A 16,607-nucleotide genomic window follows, 5' to 3' on the forward strand; every position below is an offset into this window, starting at 1 on the left:
GAAGCGCAGCCGGAAGGGATGTTCAACCAGTGAATCAGCCTTCCCGGGGCGGGACTTTTCCAGATGACGGCCAGGTAACATATGTTACGTTGGCAGCATGAAACCCAAGGCCGTCATCATCACGGACCCAAAAAAGCTACGGGCGATCTGCTCCAATCAGCCGCGCGTATCAGCGGAGCAGATGCGCAAATCCATTATGGCTGGAATTCGCAGCGGTCATACGCAAACGCCCGTGAAGGCGAGTTAAGGCAGCTTGCCGCAGAACCGAATGCGGCCGCTCCTCCTTCCGACACCATGGGTGTGGGTGGAGAACATGTGATATTTGGCTCCGAAGCCCTGGGCAAAGTCATCAAACACACCCTGCCCGGCTTCTACGGCCGGATCATGGACGAGACGAAGCTGCTGGACCCGCGCACTTTTCAGAACAAACCCCGGCTCATGATGCGGGCGGCGCTGCCTTCGGAGTATCTTCGCCGCTGGGCTGTCATGGATGATGTATTCGGCATGACCACCCACTACCTCGGCAAAGTGACCGGCTCCGACCGGGAGCCGCAGATGGCGGTGGAGCAGCCGTTCATCCCAGAAGATGAAAATCTGCCGGCCACACTGGAAGATGCCGCCGAGTTTTTCACCGCCCATGGATTCGAGCGGGTGGCCGATGAGCACATCATCAACCCCGAAGTTCATGGCGTGACGTGGTACCGCCAGCGGGATGGCATCCTGGTCACTGATGCGCATGCGCGGAATTTCCGTCGCGACCTTGATGGCGTGATCATCCCGGTGGATCTCGTCATCGCCCTGGTGCCGCCGGGTGCCTCGGTGCTGCTGCCTGAGACGGCCCGCCTGTGGGAACCAGCGGAAGAAGACTGAGACTTGGCTTGAACAGAGTGGCAAAATCGGGCAACTTTCCGGCCGTTGGGCCGTAGGTTCTGTCTGGTTGATTCAAACATGCGCACCACATTCCACTTTCTGCTGATCACGCTGCTGCTGGCCGGGCGGGCAGGCGCGGCAGAGCAGCAGCGCCAAGTCCAGGACAAGTCCCCGAAGACGGACGTTGCCGCGCTGCTGAAGATCCAGCATGACGTGCAGAAGCTGCTGCCCAAAGTCCGGCCTGCCCTGGTGGCCATCCAGACCGGGGGCGGCACGGCCAGCGGGGTCATCATTTCCGCCGACGGGCTGCTGCTCACCGCCGCCCATGTGCCCAACGGCCCCGGGAAAGACATGCGCGTCATTTTGGAAGATGGCACGGTCACCACGGCCAAGTCTCTGGGCCTGGACAAAACGACCGATGCCGCCCTGGCCAGGCTGAAGGACCGCGGCAAGCCCTGGCCCTTTGTGAACCTCAGCCGCGAGGTGGCCAAGGCGCAGCCCGGCGAATGGTGCTTTGCGCTGGGCCATCCCGGCGGCTTTGACAAGGCGCGCGGGCCGGTGCTGCGCGTGGGCAAGATCATCAAGCAGACCGCGAACAGCCTGCACAGTGACTGCGTGCTGATGGGCGGCGACTCCGGCGGCCCGCTCTTCAATTTCGACGGCGAGGTCATCGGCATCCACAGCCAGATCTGGGAGGGGCGGGATCAAAACGTGCATGTCTCCATGGCTCCCTTCCTCCGCTCCTGGGAGGCCATGCAGAAATCCCAGGTCATCAAGACCTGGGGCATCGGCGCCGGCGGCTATCTGGGAGTGGCCACGGTGATGAACGACAGCCTGGATCTGGAGGTGGCGGATGTGATCGAAGGCTCCCCCGCGCTGAAGGCGGGGATTCGCGCCGGGGATGTAATCCTCAGCGTCAATGGCGATGCCATGACCGACCAGCAGCAGTTCAGCGCCACCGTGCGCTCCCGGGCCGCCGGCGACACGCTCAAGCTCAAACTGCGAACGCATGGCAAGGAACGCGATGTGTCTGTCCAACTGGCGCAAAAGCCGCAGGAAGAAGGACAGTGAGGCCATGACAAATGTCGAATTCCGAATGACGAAGGAAAAGCCCAGTTTCACCGCCGCAAGCCTTCCCGCATCTCATGCGGAGTCCGCCGCGCCACTCAGACTTCATCTGTCATTCGGCATTCGCTCATTCGTCATTCGTCATTCCGCCTTTCTCTTCCTGCTCTCCGCTCTCTGCACCCAGGCGGACCCTCCCCGCCCCACCCTGCCGCCCGAGCAGCGGACCAATGGGAAACAAACCCTCGCCGCGGTGGAGAAGCTCCGGCCGCTCACCATCGCCTGCGCCGCGCGCATCGAAAGTCCGCTGGGCCGCGCCATCGGCACCGCCACCATTGTGGGAGAGGACGGCTATGTGCTGATGAAGGCCAGCGAAGTGCCCGACCTGCATAAAACCCGCATCAAATTCAGTGACGGACGCACGGCCGATTTGCGCGAAGTGCACCGTGACACGCGGCTGGACCTGCTGCTGGCCCAGGCCGTGGGCGTCACCGGCCTGCACGCTGTCTCCTTCGGCAGCGCCCGCCCGCTCGTCCTCGGTGACTGGCTCTGCAGCGTGGCGGACGCGGGCGCTGAGACACGCATCGGCATCATCAGCGCCAGGCATCGCCGCATTCCCGGCACAGGGGCCGCGATGGGCATCCGCATGGATGAAAAAGGGGCGAAAGACCTCAAAGGCGTCCGCATCATTGGCGTGGCCAGTGAAAGCCCCGCCGAGGCCGCCGGCCTGCAGGAGGGGGATGTGATCGTCTCCGTGGCAGGAGAAAAGGTGGCCGAGCTCACCCGCGTCTATGACATTGTGAAAAAACGGCAGCCCGGCGAGGTCATCGACGTGCACTACCTGCGCAAGGACAAGGAGGAGAGCTGCCGCGTGCGCCTGGCCAGCCGCACCAAGGTCCTGCAAAACTGGGAGGGCGAGGACTTTGCCAATGGCGGCGTTTCCCTGCGCAGCGACAACTTCCCCGACGTCCTCCAGCACGACATCCCGCTGCACCCCGCGGACATGGGAGGCCCCGTGACCACGCTGGAGGGCAAGGTGGTGGGCATCAACATCGCCCGCGTGGACCGCGTCACCACCTTTGCACTGCCCGTCGAAGCCTTCTGGACCGAGGCCCAGCAGTGGATCAAGGCGGACCGCCACCCGCCGAAGGCGGTGCTGGCGCAATAAGCAGCCACGCATGAAACAATTCGCAGCAAGAGCATTGGGGATGCTGCTGTGCCCGGTACTGCTGCATGCCCAAAGCGAAGACATCAGTCCGCTCGATTTCCAGCCGCTCACGAGCCTGCCGTGGAAGACGGATCCGGGTGACTCTTTCGATAAGCAGCTCAAGCGCATTTTCCTCGAGCCGGATCCCGACATCCGTTATCCGGTGCTGGCGGCCTACCTGCGCCAGATTCCCGCCACAGATCTCGAAGCCGCCTTTGATGCGTGCCTCCAGCTTGAAGGCACGCAGTGCCCGGAGGGCCTGGTCGCCTTCTTTCTCCCAATCTGGTCCGAGCGTGATCCGCACAAGGCCTGGAAGCGTGCGGATCCCCTTTTTCAGCTTCAAGAGCATCACTGGCTCAGCTTCGATCGGTGGGGCTGGGAGAAGATCGCGTTTCGCAACCTTAAAGCCATGCAGGAATCGAAGTTTTGGATGGATCCACGATGGCTGGAAAACTTTCTCGCCGGTCTCGATCGTTCCTCCATTCCCGCATCGGAAAAGGCAGTGTTGAAAGAGGCGTTCATGGCCCGGTGGTCGCCCATTTATGCTTCGGCACCGAGCACCTATCCGACTCAGGACGGGCTGGACCATGAGCTCGAAGTGTCAGGACTGCTCGAGGCATTCGAGATCGCTCCTGAGCGTATCTCCGCGGAGGTTCACCGCTCCATTCAGAAAAAGCAGGCCGCGGCCCTGAAGGTACTCATGCGCCGCTGGCTCGTGTGGAAGCCAGACAAGGCGGTTCTCATCGCCGCCATGGCTGAAAAACCGGAGGACCTGCCCGTCGAGTTTCTTTTGCTTTGGCTGCATCTCGCTCCGGAGACGCTCACCGAATGGGCTGAGACCCGGATGAATTTCAACCGGCCTGATCTTCGGGCCATGGGCATGATTTTGAGCCGCCTTGATGGAAAAAAGCGTGAGACCCGGCTGTCTCAAATCAAAGAAGCCGATCCTGATCTGTGGGAGAACTTGCTGTACCACTGGGCCCCTTGGGATCCCCAGGCCGCCATGGCGGCGGCTGTCGCTTCCAAAGAGCCTTCGATCATCTCCCAAATGCCCCATGCCATGGTTTTTGGCTTTGGCAGGGGCCTCCCGAATGCAAATCGCCATGGTCTGAGTGTGTTCCGAGACTTTGACCTCTCCTCACTGCCCAAAGCAGACAAGTATCGTATTTTCGAAGACTGGTACATTCTCATGGAGCACTGGGGCATCATCGACCTCGGCGAGTCCGCCCGCTATGGCCTTCATTTTCTGCTCACCACGGGCTACGCGCCGCGGGGGGATCTCATCAAGCTTTTCTCCGGGGACGACGCCTTCAGCAGCGACAGCGACATGATCGACCGCACCTTCTGCGCCCTGCGCATGTGGGCGGTCCTGCAGCCAGAGCCGATGAGAGCGTGGATCGCCACGCAGAAAGATGCGGACATGCGCAAAGCTCTGACCTGGCTGCTGGAGCACCCCTGGGGAACGGGCCAGCCTTAGCTCGGTCACATGCTCGACTTTCGGAGAAAGTCAGCCAAAGTCGCCCTCTCCTGCAAGCGGGACGCTTGCCCTACACCTATGCGCTACCAACCTCTGCCTGCCGAACTGTTTGTCTCAAATCGTGAGCACCTGTATGCGAAGCTGCCGCCGCAGTCGGTGGTGATCGTTCATGCCAATGACGTGCTGCCGACGAATGCGGACGGCTCACTGGGGTTCGTGCAGAACAGCGATCTGTTTTATCTGAGCGGGGTGGACCAGGAGGAGACGATTCTGGTGCTGTATCCGGATGCGGCCGACCCCAAGCAGCGGGAGATGCTTTTCGTGCGCGAGACGAACGAGCACATCGCCGTGTGGGAGGGTGAGAAGCTGACGAAGGCGCAGGCGAAGGAGCGCAGCGGCATCGAGCGCGTGCACTGGCTGGAAGATTTCGAGGCGCAGTTCCGCAGCGTGATGTGCCAGGTGGATCATGTGTTCCTCAACTCGAACGAGCACATCCGCGCCACCATTCCCACGGAGACGCGGGAGACGCGCTTCACGCGGCGCTGCCAGCATGAGTACCCGCTGCATGACTACCGCCGGCTGGCGCAGCTCATGCACGAGCTGCGCGTGATCAAGAGCCCGCACGAGATCACCGCGCTGAACGAGGCCATCCGCATCACGGGAGACGGCTTCAACCGCCTGCTGAAATTTGTGAAACCCGGCGTGCATGAGTTTGAGATCGAGGCGGAGCTCTGCCATGAGTTCATCCGCCAGCGCGGGCGCGGGTTTGCCTACACGCCCATCATCGCCACCGGGGCCAATGCCTGCGTGCTGCACTACATCACCAACCACTGCCAGTGCCAGGATGGCGAGCTGCTGCTGCTGGATGTGGCGGCGAACTACGGCAACTACAACGCCGACCTGACGCGCACGATCCCGGTGAACGGCAAGTTCACCCCGCGCCAGCGCCAGGTGTATGATGCGGTGCTGCGTGTGTTCAAGCAGTGCTGCAAGATCCTGCGGCCGGGCATCATCATCCGGGAGTACCAGGAGCAGGTGGGCAAAATGATGGAGAAGGAGCTGCTGGGACTCGGCTTGATCACTGAAGACGACATCGCCAAACAGGATCCCGACAAGCCGGCCTATAAAAAATATTTCCCTCACGGCACCTCCCATCCGCTGGGCATCGACGTCCATGACGTGGGCCACATGTGGAAGCCCGTGCAGCCCGGCATGGTCTTCACCGTGGAGCCCGGCATTTACATCCGTGAGGAAAAACTCGGCGTGCGCCTGGAAAACAACATCTTCATCGGCGAGAAGGAAAACATCGACCTCATGGCGCACATCCCGATCGAGGCGGATGAGATTGAAGCGCTGATGAACCGCTGACATGTCGCTGCCGCGCTTTCATCTCCCTGCCTCCTCATGGGCTGCGCCGCACCTCACGCTGACCGGCGATGAGGCGCAGCATTGCAGCCGCGTGATGCGCAAGCAGGCCGGAGACAGCATTGAGGTCTTTGACGGTGCAGGACGCGTGGCGGTGTGCGAGATCACGCATGTTTCCAAAACGGAGGTGCAGGTGCGCATCATCTCGGAGTCGTGCGTCGAGCCTTTTCAAACTTCGATTCATCTGCTGCCCGCGCTGATCAAGGGCGAGCCCTTTGAGTGGCTGCTGGAGAAGGCGGTGGAGCTGGGTGCGGGGAGCATTCAGCCCGTCGTCACAGAGCGCACGGTGATTCATTTGGATGCGGCGCAGGCGGACAAGAAGCTGGTCAAATGGCGGCGGCACATGATCGAGAGCGCGAAGCAGTGCCACACGCCGTTTGTTCCGGAGCTGCATCCGCCCGTCCCCTTTGCGTCTGCGGTGAAGTTTCAGGCCGGGCTCAAGCTCATCCCCGCGCTCAGCGAGCACAGCCGCACGCTCAAGCAGGCGCTGCCGGCGTCCAAACCGCAGAGCGTGGCGGTGTTGATCGGGCCTGAGGGAGACTTCACGCCCGAGGAAGAAACGCAGGCTTTTGCGGCGGGCTTTGTGCCAGTCACCCTGGGGCCGCTGGTGCTGCGCGCAGAAACCGCCGGGATCGCGACGCTGGCTGTTTTGGGGCACGAACTACGCTAAATCCGGACGTCGGCACGGGAACGATTCATCCATACCACCATGACACCAAAACTCCTCCTCCACCTTCTGCTTCTCCTCGGTTTGTTCGGCACCCTGCCCGCGGCGGAGACCGCGCCGGCGGCGGAAAAGGCGAAGATCGAGGCGCTGATCTCGCACATCCAGGGGCTGGAAGGCGCCACCTTCATCCGCAATGGCAGCGACTACAGCGCGGCAAACGCGGCGAAGTTTCTGCGCGCCAAATGGGAACGAAATGACAAGGAGATCAAAAGCGCGGAGGACTTCATCGCAAAGGCGGCCTCCACCTCAGGCACCTCCGGCAAGCCCTACATAATCCGCTTCAAAGACGGCAAGGAGACCCCCTGCGGGGAATATCTCACGGCGCAGCTCAAAAAACAGTGAGCCGGCGCGATTTGATCACGCGCGCCTCGTTGATTTGAGCTCCGCGTTGAGTTTAGTGCGGCATGCGCTTTTACCACCACCTCCTCTTCGCGGTCTTTGCAGCACTGTCGCTTCCGGCTCTGGGGGCAGAGCCGCCCGGCGAAGAAGCCGTCCTCAAAAAAGGCGGGGCGGAAGCCGCGGCGCTCATCAGCAAAGCGCGCGACATTCTCAGCACCGCCGAGGTGTTCGCCACACGCGTCGTCAACGAGCCCGCCGTGCCCACGTCATCGTGCTGGGCTCTGACCGTGATCGTCCGCTACGACCCCAAGGCCAGGGAGTTCTTGAACGCCTTGTTTGAATCTCCGAAGGCGCCTGAACAGCGGCTGTATGCCATCGCCGGTCTTGTGACCCTGGATGCCGCCGAGAAGAAACGCTTTGGCCCGGCAGAAATCGGCGCGGTCTCCAGCCCGCCCGTGCAGACACAGTTCGGCAAGATGAAAAACACCACCGATCTGCCCACGGCGACCTACATGCTGCTGCAGCAGGGCACGCCGTATTATTTTTTCCCGCAGTTGCCGCCGCTGTCTTCCACCGTCAACGTGACGCGTGAACCAGAGGCGAAGAAGTAGGCCGCCATTAAAACCTCACCTCATGCGCTCCCCACCTTCGCCTTCTGTCGGCATTCGCGTTCCTGGCACTTTCGGTTCTGCGTGCAGAACTGCCGGGTGAAGAACCAGTCTTGAAAAAAGGAGGCCCGGACGCAGCGAAGCTCATCGCCAAAGCCAGGGACATCCTTTGCAACACCCAGGTCTTTGCCTCGCGTGGCTTTGGTGAAGGCGGCACTCCCACCGATGCCTGCTGGGCGCTCACGGTGATCGTCCGGTACGACCCTGAAGCGAAGTGGTTGTTGAACGAGCTGTTTGAGCGGGCCGAGTTCCCGGAGCAGCGGCTGTATGGAATAGCAGGTCTGATCGCCCTGGATCCAAAGGAAAAGAACCGCTTTACCGAAGAGAAGCTGAAGAAGTTCTCTGAGGAGAGGGTGTACACGCAGTTTGGCTGTGTTGGCGAGGCGAGCACCTTTGGAATGCAATGCTATCTGCTGCTCCAGGACAACTACACGGGTTATTATCTCTTCAAGGAACTGCCATCATTGTATTCCACCGCGACGGTGCCCCGGCCCAAGGAATCAGCCAAATAACCCCATGCACCCGGCGGGAAGCGGCAAGTTACTTCAAATCCGCCGGCGTGTTCACATTGTGGAAAAACGGCATCTGCTCGTCTCCCAGCGCGTGGGTGATGGCCAGCCCGGTGTGCACCGCCGCCTCGATGATGTGCTGCAGCTTGTAGTCCTTCCTGGCCAGCGCCTCCTGCATGAGCGGCAGCATGGCGGGGACGTAGAGACCTGAGAGGGCCTCGTCCCCGTGCGGGCCGCGGAAGAACCAGCCCTTGTCCGGGCTCTCGTGCTTGCGCAGTTGCTCGCGCAGAAAGGCGGCCGTCATCCAGGGCATGTCCACCGCCAGCACCAGCAGCGGCATCTGCACCTCCTCCAGGCAGCGGGTGATGGCACCCAGCGGGCCGTCGTCCGCGCCTTCGGGATCATGCATCAGCTCCACGCCTTCGCTGGGGCTCACATACAGGGGCTGCTCGCTGCGGCAGGAGAGCAGCACACGCTCGGCTCCCAGCGACTGCAGTTTGTGAAGCTGCGCCTGCCAGAGGTCCTGGCCGTGCCAGTGCAGGAGGGCTTTGTCCTGTTTCATCCGGCTGGAGCGGCCACCGGCGAGCAATACGGCTGCAAAAGGAGTGTTCATGATTGGGAGCGAAGAATGCCGTCGGTCAAAATTTTGGCGCGCAGGCCACCGTGGCCCTTGAGCGCGGCTTCGGCGCCTTCGGCGAAGGCCTGGTTCATCCAGTGGCAGGGTGCGGCCTCCTGCGTGCCGAGAAAACGCACCCCCTGCACTTCAAACTCGGTGCCGATGAGGGTGTTGAGGTCGATGCCCTTGGTGATGATGTTGCGGCGGAAGGTGGAGGGCGGCGTGCCCATGACGCTGAATTGCTCGCAGAGCCGTTCATACTGCTCGTGCTCAAAGAAGGTCACCTGCCCCTTGTAGTCCTCCTTCCAGCCGCAGTACCGGTCGCCCCGCAGCCCTTTGCCGGCCACGCATTCCACCTCCGGCACCTCGACCATGGGCGTGGTGCCGGGCGGCAGGCCGTGGTGACCCACGTAAATGTGCTCGGGAGAAATGAAGATGTGCAGGATTCGCATGCGGGGCTTGGATCTTGGGTCCAACGTGCTCTTCATCCATACGTCTATGAACGCAACAGAGCAACCCATCCGCATCGGCATCATTGGCGCCGGCGGCATCGTCAAATCCCGCCACATGCCCGGCCTGCGGGCCCTCCCAAACGCGCAGATCGTGCAGGTGACGAACCGCTCCCTGGCCAGCGCCGAGGCTTTTTGCCAGGAATTTGCCCCGGAGGCCCGGCCTGTGGAGCGCTGGGAGGAGGTGGCCTCCTCCCGCGACGTGGATGTGGTGTGGATCGGCACCCACCCCTACATGCATGCGGAAATGACCTGCTACGCCCTGCAGCATGGGAAGCACGTCTTCACCCAGGCGCGCATGGCCGCCTCCCTGGCGGAGGCAAACCAGATGTGGGAGGCCTCCATGCGCTATCCGGAGCTGGTCACCGCCATCTGCCCGGCCCCGCAGGGCTTGCACGGCGGGGAGATGGTGAAAAAACTGCTCGCGGAAGGGGCGATCGGCACGCCGCACCAGGTGCTGCTGCACAGTTTTAACGATGCCTGGCTGGACGCCTCCAAGCCCGCGCACTGGCGGCAGCAGTCAGAGCTCAGCGGCATACAGATTCTCACGCTGGGCATTTACACGGAGGTGCTGCAGCACTGGCTGGGCCACATCGTCGAGGTGGAGGCCCGGGGCAATGTGGTGATCCCAGAACGCGCGGGCGTAGAGGTGGACATTCCAGATTTCGTCCACGTGATGGCAAAATTCCGCAGCGGCATCGAGGCCACCATGCTCTTCAGCGGCGTGGCCGCGCATGCGCCCACGGACAAGCTGTGGATCTTCGGCTCCGAAGGCACCCTGAGCTATGATTTTGCCACGGACGACCTTCAGCTCGGAAAACGCGGCGGCAAAATGGAATCGCTCTCAGTGCCCACCGAGCTGCAGCGCACCTGGACGGTGGAGCGCGACTTCATCGCCGCCGTCCGCGATCCCCAGGCACCGCGCCCGCGGCCCACCTTTGTCGAAGGCATGAACTACATGCGCGTGGTGCACGCCGTATGGCAGGCCATGGACTCCCAGGCGGCGGCACGCGTGGTGTGACATCTAGAATAGATAGATGCAGTGAACGACATTCACGGGGCGTCGCGAAGGCGCCAGCAAAGGGGTTCGCTCAGTCCCCTGAGCGATGTCCGGGCTTTCGTGCATGCTGGGAACCGCACAGCGGACTGTGCGGACTACTTTGTGCGCCAGCCTTCGGCTTGCGAAACCCGTGCAGTTCCAGGTGAAAATGAAACTCTAACTTAAACCGTCCGCCGCCGGCCCACGGCCAGCGCTCCATTCACGATCTGCAGCAGTCCTTCCACCTGGTAGGGCTTTGGCAATGCGGCGGCAAAACCATACGCGGCGCAGTCCTTCATCACGGCATCATCGCGGTAGCCGGAGGAGACGATGGCGAGGATCTGAGGATCGATGCGCCGCAGGTAGAGCATGGTTTCCCGGCCGCACATGCCGTCCGGAATGGTGAGATCGAGAATGGCCAGGTCGTAGGGTCGGCCCTGCTGCATGGCCTCCTGGTACAGACGCAGGGTTTCCTTGCCGTCTCCGGTTTCCACGACTTCAAAGGAGGCCTTTTCCAAAGCGCGGCGCATGAGGTCGCGGACCATCAGATCGTCCTCCAGGAGCAGGATGCGCCCGGCGCGGGGTTTGGCGACGGGCAGGGGCCGGCTGGGCGTGTGCGCCACCGGCGCCAGTGCGGACTCAATCACACGGCGCATGTCACCCATGGACTGGTAGCGGTGCTCGCGGTCCGTCATCAGTGCGCGGATGATCACGGCGTCCAGGCGGGGATCCAGGCCATGCAGCAGCGTGGAGGGCGGCTGCCAGGAGCCACGCGGCAGTGCGCCGGTGAGCATCTGGTACATCAGCACACCGAAGGAATAAATATCGGCGCGGTGATCCACCTCCCGGTGCGCGTTGAACTGCTCCGGCGCGGCGTACTCCGGCGTGCCCATCACCATGTGGGTCTCCGTGACCATGGAGGGCGAACGCATCACGTCCTTGGCCAGACCGAAGTCCGTGATCTTCACCTCCCCCTGGCGCGTGAGCATGATGTTCGCGGGCTTGATGTCCCGGTGAACGATGCCTTTGGAATGCGCGTATTCGAGCCCGGCGCAGATCTGCGGGAGGAGTTGCAGCGCGAGTTCGCGCGTCATCCGTCCGGTGCGCATGATTTCGCCCAGGTCAGTGCCATCGACGAACTCCATGACGAAGAAAAGGAAGTCTGTGCCGATGTGCCCGTAGTCGTAAATGGCAACGATGTTCGGGTGGTTCAGCGTGGCCATGGCCCGCGCCTCCCGGCGAAATCGGTCTTCAAAGGCAAAGTCATACCCGTCGCTCACGCGCAGCACCTTGATGGCCACCGGGCGGCCCAGGCTGAGCTGGGTGCCGCGGTACACGGTGCCCATGCCGCCGATGCCCACCTGCGCCTGCACCGAGTAACGCCCGAAGGGCATCATGGCGGAGAGTTCCTGCGGCGAAGGCGGCGCGGAACGAGTCACGAGTGGAGCGGCGGTGCTGGAGCTGCTGGTAAGTCGCATCAGTCCGGTACTGTGGCACACCCGTGAAGAGGAGCAACAACCATAAACCTCAGAATATATTTAGGCTTCCCTTTTTATGCGGCGGCGGGCTTGCTCGCGGCCGCCAGCTTGCGCGTGTAGATGAAGGCACCCACGGCCAGCACCAGCAGGGCGATGCCCAGCACTGGACGGACCGCGATCCAGGCGATGGCGATGACCAGAACGGAGATGGTTCCTGCCAGAGCAAAGGAAATGAGGCCCGTGCCCATGCCGATGAGGTTGCCAATGAAGGGGATCACGCTGCCCAGGACGCTGAGCGGGCGCATGATGGCCATGAAACCGAAGGCCATGAAGAGGAAGCCCAGGAAGCGGAAGATCCAGGTCTCCACCGTATTTGCGGTGGCGGCGTGCTTGAACATGGCCTCGCTGCTCACGGTTCCTTCTTCGATGAAGTGGATGGGGGCCCCAGCCTTGGTCTGGTAGGGCTCAAAGGTGTCTTCAATCTGGGCGGCCAGGATGCTAAAGGTTCCGGGTTTCACGATCTCAAACGAAATGCGCACGTCCCCGACAGCAGGCTCCTTGGGATTGGCTCCAATGTAGAAGGCGCCGTCCTGGATTTTCGTGCCTTGTTTCAGGTCTGCGGGAAGCTTGGCCAGGTCGCCATCGGTGACCGCCAGCTTGATCGGGTTGCCCATGCGCTCCACAAAGCCTTGAGGCACCTTGAAGGCCCCCAGGGTGACCTTTTCCGCGCTGATGTTTTTGTTTTCAGGGACGAAGTCGCCCGAGTTGGTGTGGCCCTCGGGTTTTTTAAATTCGGAGGATTTCACCGGCTCATTCACCCACTTCTTTTCATAGGTGTAGGTGGTCGTGGTCTCCTCGCCGCCGCCCACCTTCTGCTTCTTTTCCGTCTTCTTGTCCTCCACCCACTGGTAGATCTTTTCGGTGCGCACCAGGCGCAGCGCCGGCACGGTGACTCCGTAGTCGGTGTCTTCCACCAGGGCGTCGGTTTTGACTTCGCCGCTCACATGCACCAGCTTTTTGTTGTTGGCCGGGTCCACTTTGTCCGTTTCCACATGCACCACGGCCGCGGCGCCTTCCTTGAGGCTGTTGGCCGTGGTCACGGCGCGGCCTTCATTCCACCACAGGACGACAATGGTGATGGGAATGATGATGATGCCAAACAGGATGCCCTTGATGGATTCGCCGATGCGGCTGAACCAGTTTTGTGAAGTCACTTCGGTGTAGGAGTCAGCCATGGGATGAGATTGGGTGAATGGCGTAAATTGGAGCGGAAATCACGCCGCACGCCACTTTTTTCTGCCTCACGAAAATACCGAAACCCGTGACAAGGCGGCAAGAAACGGCCGCTGATCCGTTTGTTAATCTCTTCCACATGAACACGCGCCTTCTTTTCCTCCTGCTCGGCAGTGCTGCGCTCGCCGCCGACCCCAAGAACGTCAAGCCGGACGACGTCGCCGGCAATGAGGCGGTGAAAAAGATCATGGAAACCCGCGCCGGACGCGGCGTGATGCGCGACGACACCCCGCCCACGCCCCCCGAGGAGGCGCTGAAGAAATTCAAAACGCGCAGCGATGTGGCCATCGACCTCATGGCCTCCGAGCCCGTGGTGGAGCAGCCGCTGTATGCCAGCTGGGATTCCAAAGGCCGCATGTGGGTCACGCAGTACCGCCAGTATCAGTTTCCCGCCGGTCTGAAGATCATCAGCTACGACCAGCACCTGCGCGCCAAATTTGACAAAGTGCCGCTGCCGCCACCCCGCGGTGAGAAGGGCGCGGACAAGATCACCGTCTTTGAAGACACAGACGGAGACGGCTTTTTTGACAAGCATGAGGACGTCATCACCGGCCTGAATATCGCCAGCGCCGCGCTGCATGGCATGGGGCGCATCTGGGTGCTGAATCCCCCTTACCTGCTGAGCTATGCTGACGCGGACTTTGACGCGAAGCCGGACAACGACACGCCCGAGGTGGAGCTCAGCGGCTTTGGCCTGGAGGACACCCACAGCGTGGCCACGAACCTGCAATGGGGCATGGACGGCTGGCTCTACGGCGCCAACGGCAGCACCACCACCGGCAATGTCAGCAGTGCGAACACCAAGAACGTGAAGTGGGAGGGCCAGTGCATCTGGCGCTACCATCCCATCAAGAAGACCTTTGAAATCTACGCCGAGGGCGGCGGCAACACCTTCAGCCTCGACATCGACAGCAAGGGCCGCCTCTTCTCCGGCACCAATGGAGCCACGCGTGGCATGCACTACGAGCAGGGCAGCTACGGCATCAAAGGCTGGGGCAAGCACGGCCCGCTGACCAATCCCTATGCCTTCGGCTGGTTTGAACACATGCGCCATGAGGGGGACAACAAGCGCTTCCCGCAGGCCTTCACCGTGTATGAAGGCGGCCTGCTGGGCAGCGCGTATGAGGGCAAGATCATCGCCCCGAATGCGCTGCAAAACCTCGTGTATGTGAGCGAGCGCATCCCGGACGGCTCCACCTTCCGCACCAAGGACGAAGAGAACCTGCTCAGCACGCCGGACCGCTGGTTCCGCCCCGTGTGGGCGGGTGTGGGGCCGGATGGCGGCTTCTACATGGCCGACTGGTATGACACCCGCCTCAGCCACGTGAGCCCCATCGACGACTGGCACAAAACCAGCGGCCGCATCTACCGCGTGCGTCCCGCCGCGGGAGCGCCCAAGCTGAAGCCGTTTGATTTGAGCAAGGCGGGTGGGGATGAGCTGCTCGGCTACCTGAGCCATCCGAACGAGTGGTTCCGCAAGCAGGCCATTCACGAAATCGCCTGGCGTCACCTCACCGACCTCGCCCCCAAGCTCAAGGCCATGCCGCAGACGCTCGAAACCTTGTGGGCGTTGGATGCGATCGGCGCCGCGGATGATCTGCCCTTCACCAGCAGCGATCCCTACATCCGCCGCTGGTGTGTGAAGATGGTGGGTGAAGAACAAAACCGCAGCACGGACGACCTGCTCAAGCTGGTGAAGACCGAGAAGCACCCTGAAGTCCGCGCGCAGATTCTCGCCACGGCCAAGAAACTTCCCGCCAAAGCAGCCCTGCCTCTTCTTTGGGCTGGCGACGCCGAAGACGAGAGCGGCCACCTCGCGCTGCTCGCCTGGTGGGCGCTGGAGTCCAAAGCAGAGAAGGAACGCGCCGCTGTCTTCGCCTTCCTCAAATCCGACCCCGCTTTTCTCAAGACCACGCTCTTCCGCGACAACCTCGCCGAGAAGCTTTCCAAACGCTACGCCCTGGCCGGTGGCGAGGAGAACCTGCAGTCCTGCGCCGACCTGCTGGCGCTGACGAATGACGAGACGCTGCGTGGCAAGTTCATCGCCGGCCTCGCTTCCGCCTTTGAAGGCGCGGAAATGCCGAAGCTGCCGGATTCACTCAGCAAGGCGCTCAACGACTACATCGCCAAGCAAAGCGGTGGCGACCTCACCCTGGCGCTGCGCAGCGGCAATGCGGATGCACTGAAGAGCGCACTGAAGCTGCTCGAAGACAAGAAGGCCAGCAGCACCGCCCGCATCGCCATTGCGAAGACGCTGGCGGAACTGGGCAAACAGGAGGCCGTGATGCCGATGGTGAACATTTTGAAAAGCACCAACCCGCCCACCCTCAAGCGCGGCATCCTGCAGGCCGCCGCCAAGTTTGACGACAAGCGCATCCCCGAAGCCCTGCTGCTCAACTGGGAAGGCCAGATCGCCGGAGACAAAGCCCTGCGCGAAGACGCCCTGCGCGTGATGGCGGGCCGCAAGGAGTGGGCGCAGATTCTCATGAACTTCGTCAACGACTGGAAGATTCCCGCCAAGCACTTCACGGTGGACATCGTGCGCCAGCTCAGCCTGCACAAGGATGCCGACATCGACGCAGGCATCGAGAAACACTGGAAAGGCCTGCTGGCCACCGGCCCCACCCCGGAGAAAAAGAAGGAGGCGGAGCGCATCAAGGCCGTGCTGAAAACCGGGCTGGGCGATGCCGCCAAAGGCAAGATCCAGTTCATGGCCCGCTGCTTTGTCTGCCACAAGCTCTTTGGCGAAGGCGGCCAGATCGGCCCCGAGCTCACCGGCTACGACCGCAGCAACGCCGACTTCTGGCTGGACAATCTTTTCATGCCCAGCATGGAAATCCGCGAGGGCTTCGGCGCCTACATCGTGAAAACCAAAGGCGGCCAGATCCTCACCGGCCTCATGGACGCGCAGGACGCCAGCGGCATCGTCATCAAGGACATGGCCGGCAACAAAACCGCGCTCAAGCAGACCGACATCGAATCCATGAACGCCTCCCCCGTCTCCCTCATGCCCGAAGGCCTCACCACCGGCATGAGCGACGCGGATCTGAAGGACTTCTTTGCGTATCTGATGAAGAAGTAGGGCGCGTTTAGAATGCTTTAAACAACTATAGCGCAGACTCGAGGTGTCGCGCGAGCGCCAGCAAAGTGGTCCGCACAGTCCTCTGTGGGGTGCACCGAAGGCCAGAACGTTGTCATGTGCCGCGCGAGCGCCGAAGTCCTGAGCACAAGGCGAAAGACAGCAGGCGAGTGGCCTCACCGGAGCGGAGCACCGCACAGGGGACTGTGCGGACCACTATCTGCGCCAGCCTTCGGCTTGCGCATTCAGCGCTCGGAGCTGCCGCGCCTTGTCGCAAGGAATCATGCGACCTCTTCTCCACCCGCG

Annotated in this window: 15 protein-coding genes; 11 read left to right on the forward strand and 4 right to left on the reverse strand. The window is 62.0% G+C overall.

Annotated features, from left to right (window positions below):
• Positions 1-294 precede the first annotated feature (294 nt).
• The 9 genes from ACILSQ_RS29295 (at position 295) to ACILSQ_RS29335 (ending at position 8,290) form a co-directional block, all read left to right on the forward strand.
• Positions 295-870 (forward strand): hypothetical protein, encoded by a 576-nt coding sequence (locus ACILSQ_RS29295; protein WP_395747254.1) that lies wholly within the window; start codon positions 295-297, stop codon positions 868-870.
• 78 nt (positions 871-948) lie between these two features.
• Positions 949-1,941 (forward strand): S1C family serine protease, encoded by a 993-nt coding sequence (locus ACILSQ_RS29300; RefSeq protein WP_395747255.1) that lies wholly within the window; start codon positions 949-951, stop codon positions 1,939-1,941.
• Between the two features lie 4 nt (positions 1,942-1,945).
• Entirely contained in the window at positions 1,946-3,103 is a 1,158-nt protein-coding gene (locus ACILSQ_RS29305) for a PDZ domain-containing protein (protein WP_395747256.1), read from the forward strand.
• 10 nt (positions 3,104-3,113) lie between these two features.
• Positions 3,114-4,619, forward strand: coding sequence for a hypothetical protein (locus ACILSQ_RS29310; RefSeq protein ID WP_395747257.1), 1,506 nt, complete (start codon positions 3,114-3,116; stop codon positions 4,617-4,619).
• Positions 4,620-4,697: 78 nt separating this feature from the next.
• Positions 4,698-5,987, forward strand: a complete 1,290-nt coding sequence (locus ACILSQ_RS29315) for an aminopeptidase P N-terminal domain-containing protein (protein ID WP_395747258.1) — start codon at positions 4,698-4,700, stop codon at positions 5,985-5,987.
• 1 nt (position 5,988) lies between these two features.
• Entirely contained in the window at positions 5,989-6,714 is a 726-nt protein-coding gene (locus ACILSQ_RS29320; RefSeq protein ID WP_395747259.1) for a 16S rRNA (uracil(1498)-N(3))-methyltransferase, read from the forward strand.
• Between the two features lie 39 nt (positions 6,715-6,753).
• Positions 6,754-7,113, forward strand: a complete 360-nt coding sequence (locus tag ACILSQ_RS29325) for a DUF5329 family protein (protein ID WP_395747260.1) — start codon at positions 6,754-6,756, stop codon at positions 7,111-7,113.
• Between the two features lie 62 nt (positions 7,114-7,175).
• The gene (locus ACILSQ_RS29330) at positions 7,176-7,721 is read left to right on the forward strand and encodes a hypothetical protein (RefSeq protein WP_395747261.1); all 546 of its coding nucleotides are present in this window, start codon (positions 7,176-7,178) and stop codon (positions 7,719-7,721) included.
• A 110-nt stretch (positions 7,722-7,831) separates the two neighbouring features.
• The gene (locus ACILSQ_RS29335) at positions 7,832-8,290 is read left to right on the forward strand and encodes a hypothetical protein (RefSeq protein WP_395747262.1); all 459 of its coding nucleotides are present in this window, start codon (positions 7,832-7,834) and stop codon (positions 8,288-8,290) included.
• Between the two features lie 28 nt (positions 8,291-8,318).
• Here ACILSQ_RS29335 and ACILSQ_RS29340 read toward each other — a convergent pair whose 3' ends face one another.
• Both ACILSQ_RS29340 and ACILSQ_RS29345 read right to left on the reverse strand, forming a co-directional pair.
• Positions 8,319-8,900 (reverse strand): molybdenum cofactor guanylyltransferase, encoded by a 582-nt coding sequence (locus ACILSQ_RS29340; RefSeq protein WP_395747263.1) that lies wholly within the window; start codon positions 8,898-8,900, stop codon positions 8,319-8,321.
• Complete coding sequence (locus ACILSQ_RS29345) at positions 8,897-9,355, reverse strand: MOSC domain-containing protein (protein ID WP_395747264.1); 459 nt, start codon at positions 9,353-9,355, stop codon at positions 8,897-8,899. The genes ACILSQ_RS29340 and ACILSQ_RS29345 overlap by 4 nt, the downstream gene beginning before the upstream one ends.
• Before the next feature lie 46 nt (positions 9,356-9,401).
• On the opposite strand from ACILSQ_RS29345, the gene ACILSQ_RS29350 reads away from it, so the two are divergent.
• Positions 9,402-10,433, forward strand: coding sequence for a Gfo/Idh/MocA family protein (locus ACILSQ_RS29350; RefSeq protein WP_395747265.1), 1,032 nt, complete (start codon positions 9,402-9,404; stop codon positions 10,431-10,433).
• Positions 10,434-10,633: 200 nt separating this feature from the next.
• Here the strand turns inward: ACILSQ_RS29350 and ACILSQ_RS29355 are convergent, their stop codons facing one another.
• Positions 10,634-11,890, reverse strand: coding sequence for a protein kinase domain-containing protein (locus ACILSQ_RS29355; protein ID WP_395747266.1), 1,257 nt, complete (start codon positions 11,888-11,890; stop codon positions 10,634-10,636).
• 113 nt (positions 11,891-12,003) lie between these two features.
• Positions 12,004-13,164, reverse strand: a complete 1,161-nt coding sequence (locus tag ACILSQ_RS29360) for a TMEM43 family protein (RefSeq protein ID WP_395747267.1) — start codon at positions 13,162-13,164, stop codon at positions 12,004-12,006.
• Positions 13,165-13,301: 137 nt separating this feature from the next.
• On the opposite strand from ACILSQ_RS29360, the gene ACILSQ_RS29365 reads away from it, so the two are divergent.
• Positions 13,302-16,304 (forward strand): c-type cytochrome, encoded by a 3,003-nt coding sequence (locus ACILSQ_RS29365; RefSeq protein WP_395747268.1) that lies wholly within the window; start codon positions 13,302-13,304, stop codon positions 16,302-16,304.
• Positions 16,305-16,607: the final 303 nt, after the last annotated feature.

This window comes from Prosthecobacter sp. (assembly GCF_044227185.1).
Classification (GTDB): domain Bacteria; phylum Verrucomicrobiota; class Verrucomicrobiia; order Verrucomicrobiales; family Verrucomicrobiaceae; genus Prosthecobacter.

Excerpts from the sequence above, each read along its gene's own strand:
- ACILSQ_RS29325 (WP_395747260.1), top strand. The coding sequence starts at position 6,754 with ATGACACCAAAACTCCTCCTCCACCTTCTGCTTCTCCTCGGTTTGTTC.
- ACILSQ_RS29360 (WP_395747267.1), bottom strand. The coding sequence starts at position 13,164 with ATGGCTGACTCCTACACCGAAGTGACTTCACAAAACTGGTTCAGCCGC.
- ACILSQ_RS29365 (WP_395747268.1), top strand. The coding sequence starts at position 13,302 with ATGAACACGCGCCTTCTTTTCCTCCTGCTCGGCAGTGCTGCGCTCGCC.
- ACILSQ_RS29340 (WP_395747263.1), bottom strand. The coding sequence starts at position 8,900 with ATGAACACTCCTTTTGCAGCCGTATTGCTCGCCGGTGGCCGCTCCAGC.
- ACILSQ_RS29310 (WP_395747257.1), top strand. The coding sequence starts at position 3,114 with ATGAAACAATTCGCAGCAAGAGCATTGGGGATGCTGCTGTGCCCGGTA.
- ACILSQ_RS29350 (WP_395747265.1), top strand. The coding sequence starts at position 9,402 with ATGAACGCAACAGAGCAACCCATCCGCATCGGCATCATTGGCGCCGGC.
- ACILSQ_RS29330 (WP_395747261.1), top strand. The coding sequence starts at position 7,176 with ATGCGCTTTTACCACCACCTCCTCTTCGCGGTCTTTGCAGCACTGTCG.
- ACILSQ_RS29315 (WP_395747258.1), top strand. The coding sequence starts at position 4,698 with ATGCGCTACCAACCTCTGCCTGCCGAACTGTTTGTCTCAAATCGTGAG.
- ACILSQ_RS29305 (WP_395747256.1), top strand. The coding sequence starts at position 1,946 with ATGACAAATGTCGAATTCCGAATGACGAAGGAAAAGCCCAGTTTCACC.
- ACILSQ_RS29295 (WP_395747254.1), top strand. The coding sequence starts at position 295 with ATGGGTGTGGGTGGAGAACATGTGATATTTGGCTCCGAAGCCCTGGGC.
- ACILSQ_RS29300 (WP_395747255.1), top strand. The coding sequence starts at position 949 with ATGCGCACCACATTCCACTTTCTGCTGATCACGCTGCTGCTGGCCGGG.
- ACILSQ_RS29320 (WP_395747259.1), top strand. The coding sequence starts at position 5,989 with ATGTCGCTGCCGCGCTTTCATCTCCCTGCCTCCTCATGGGCTGCGCCG.
- ACILSQ_RS29345 (WP_395747264.1), bottom strand. The coding sequence starts at position 9,355 with ATGCGAATCCTGCACATCTTCATTTCTCCCGAGCACATTTACGTGGGT.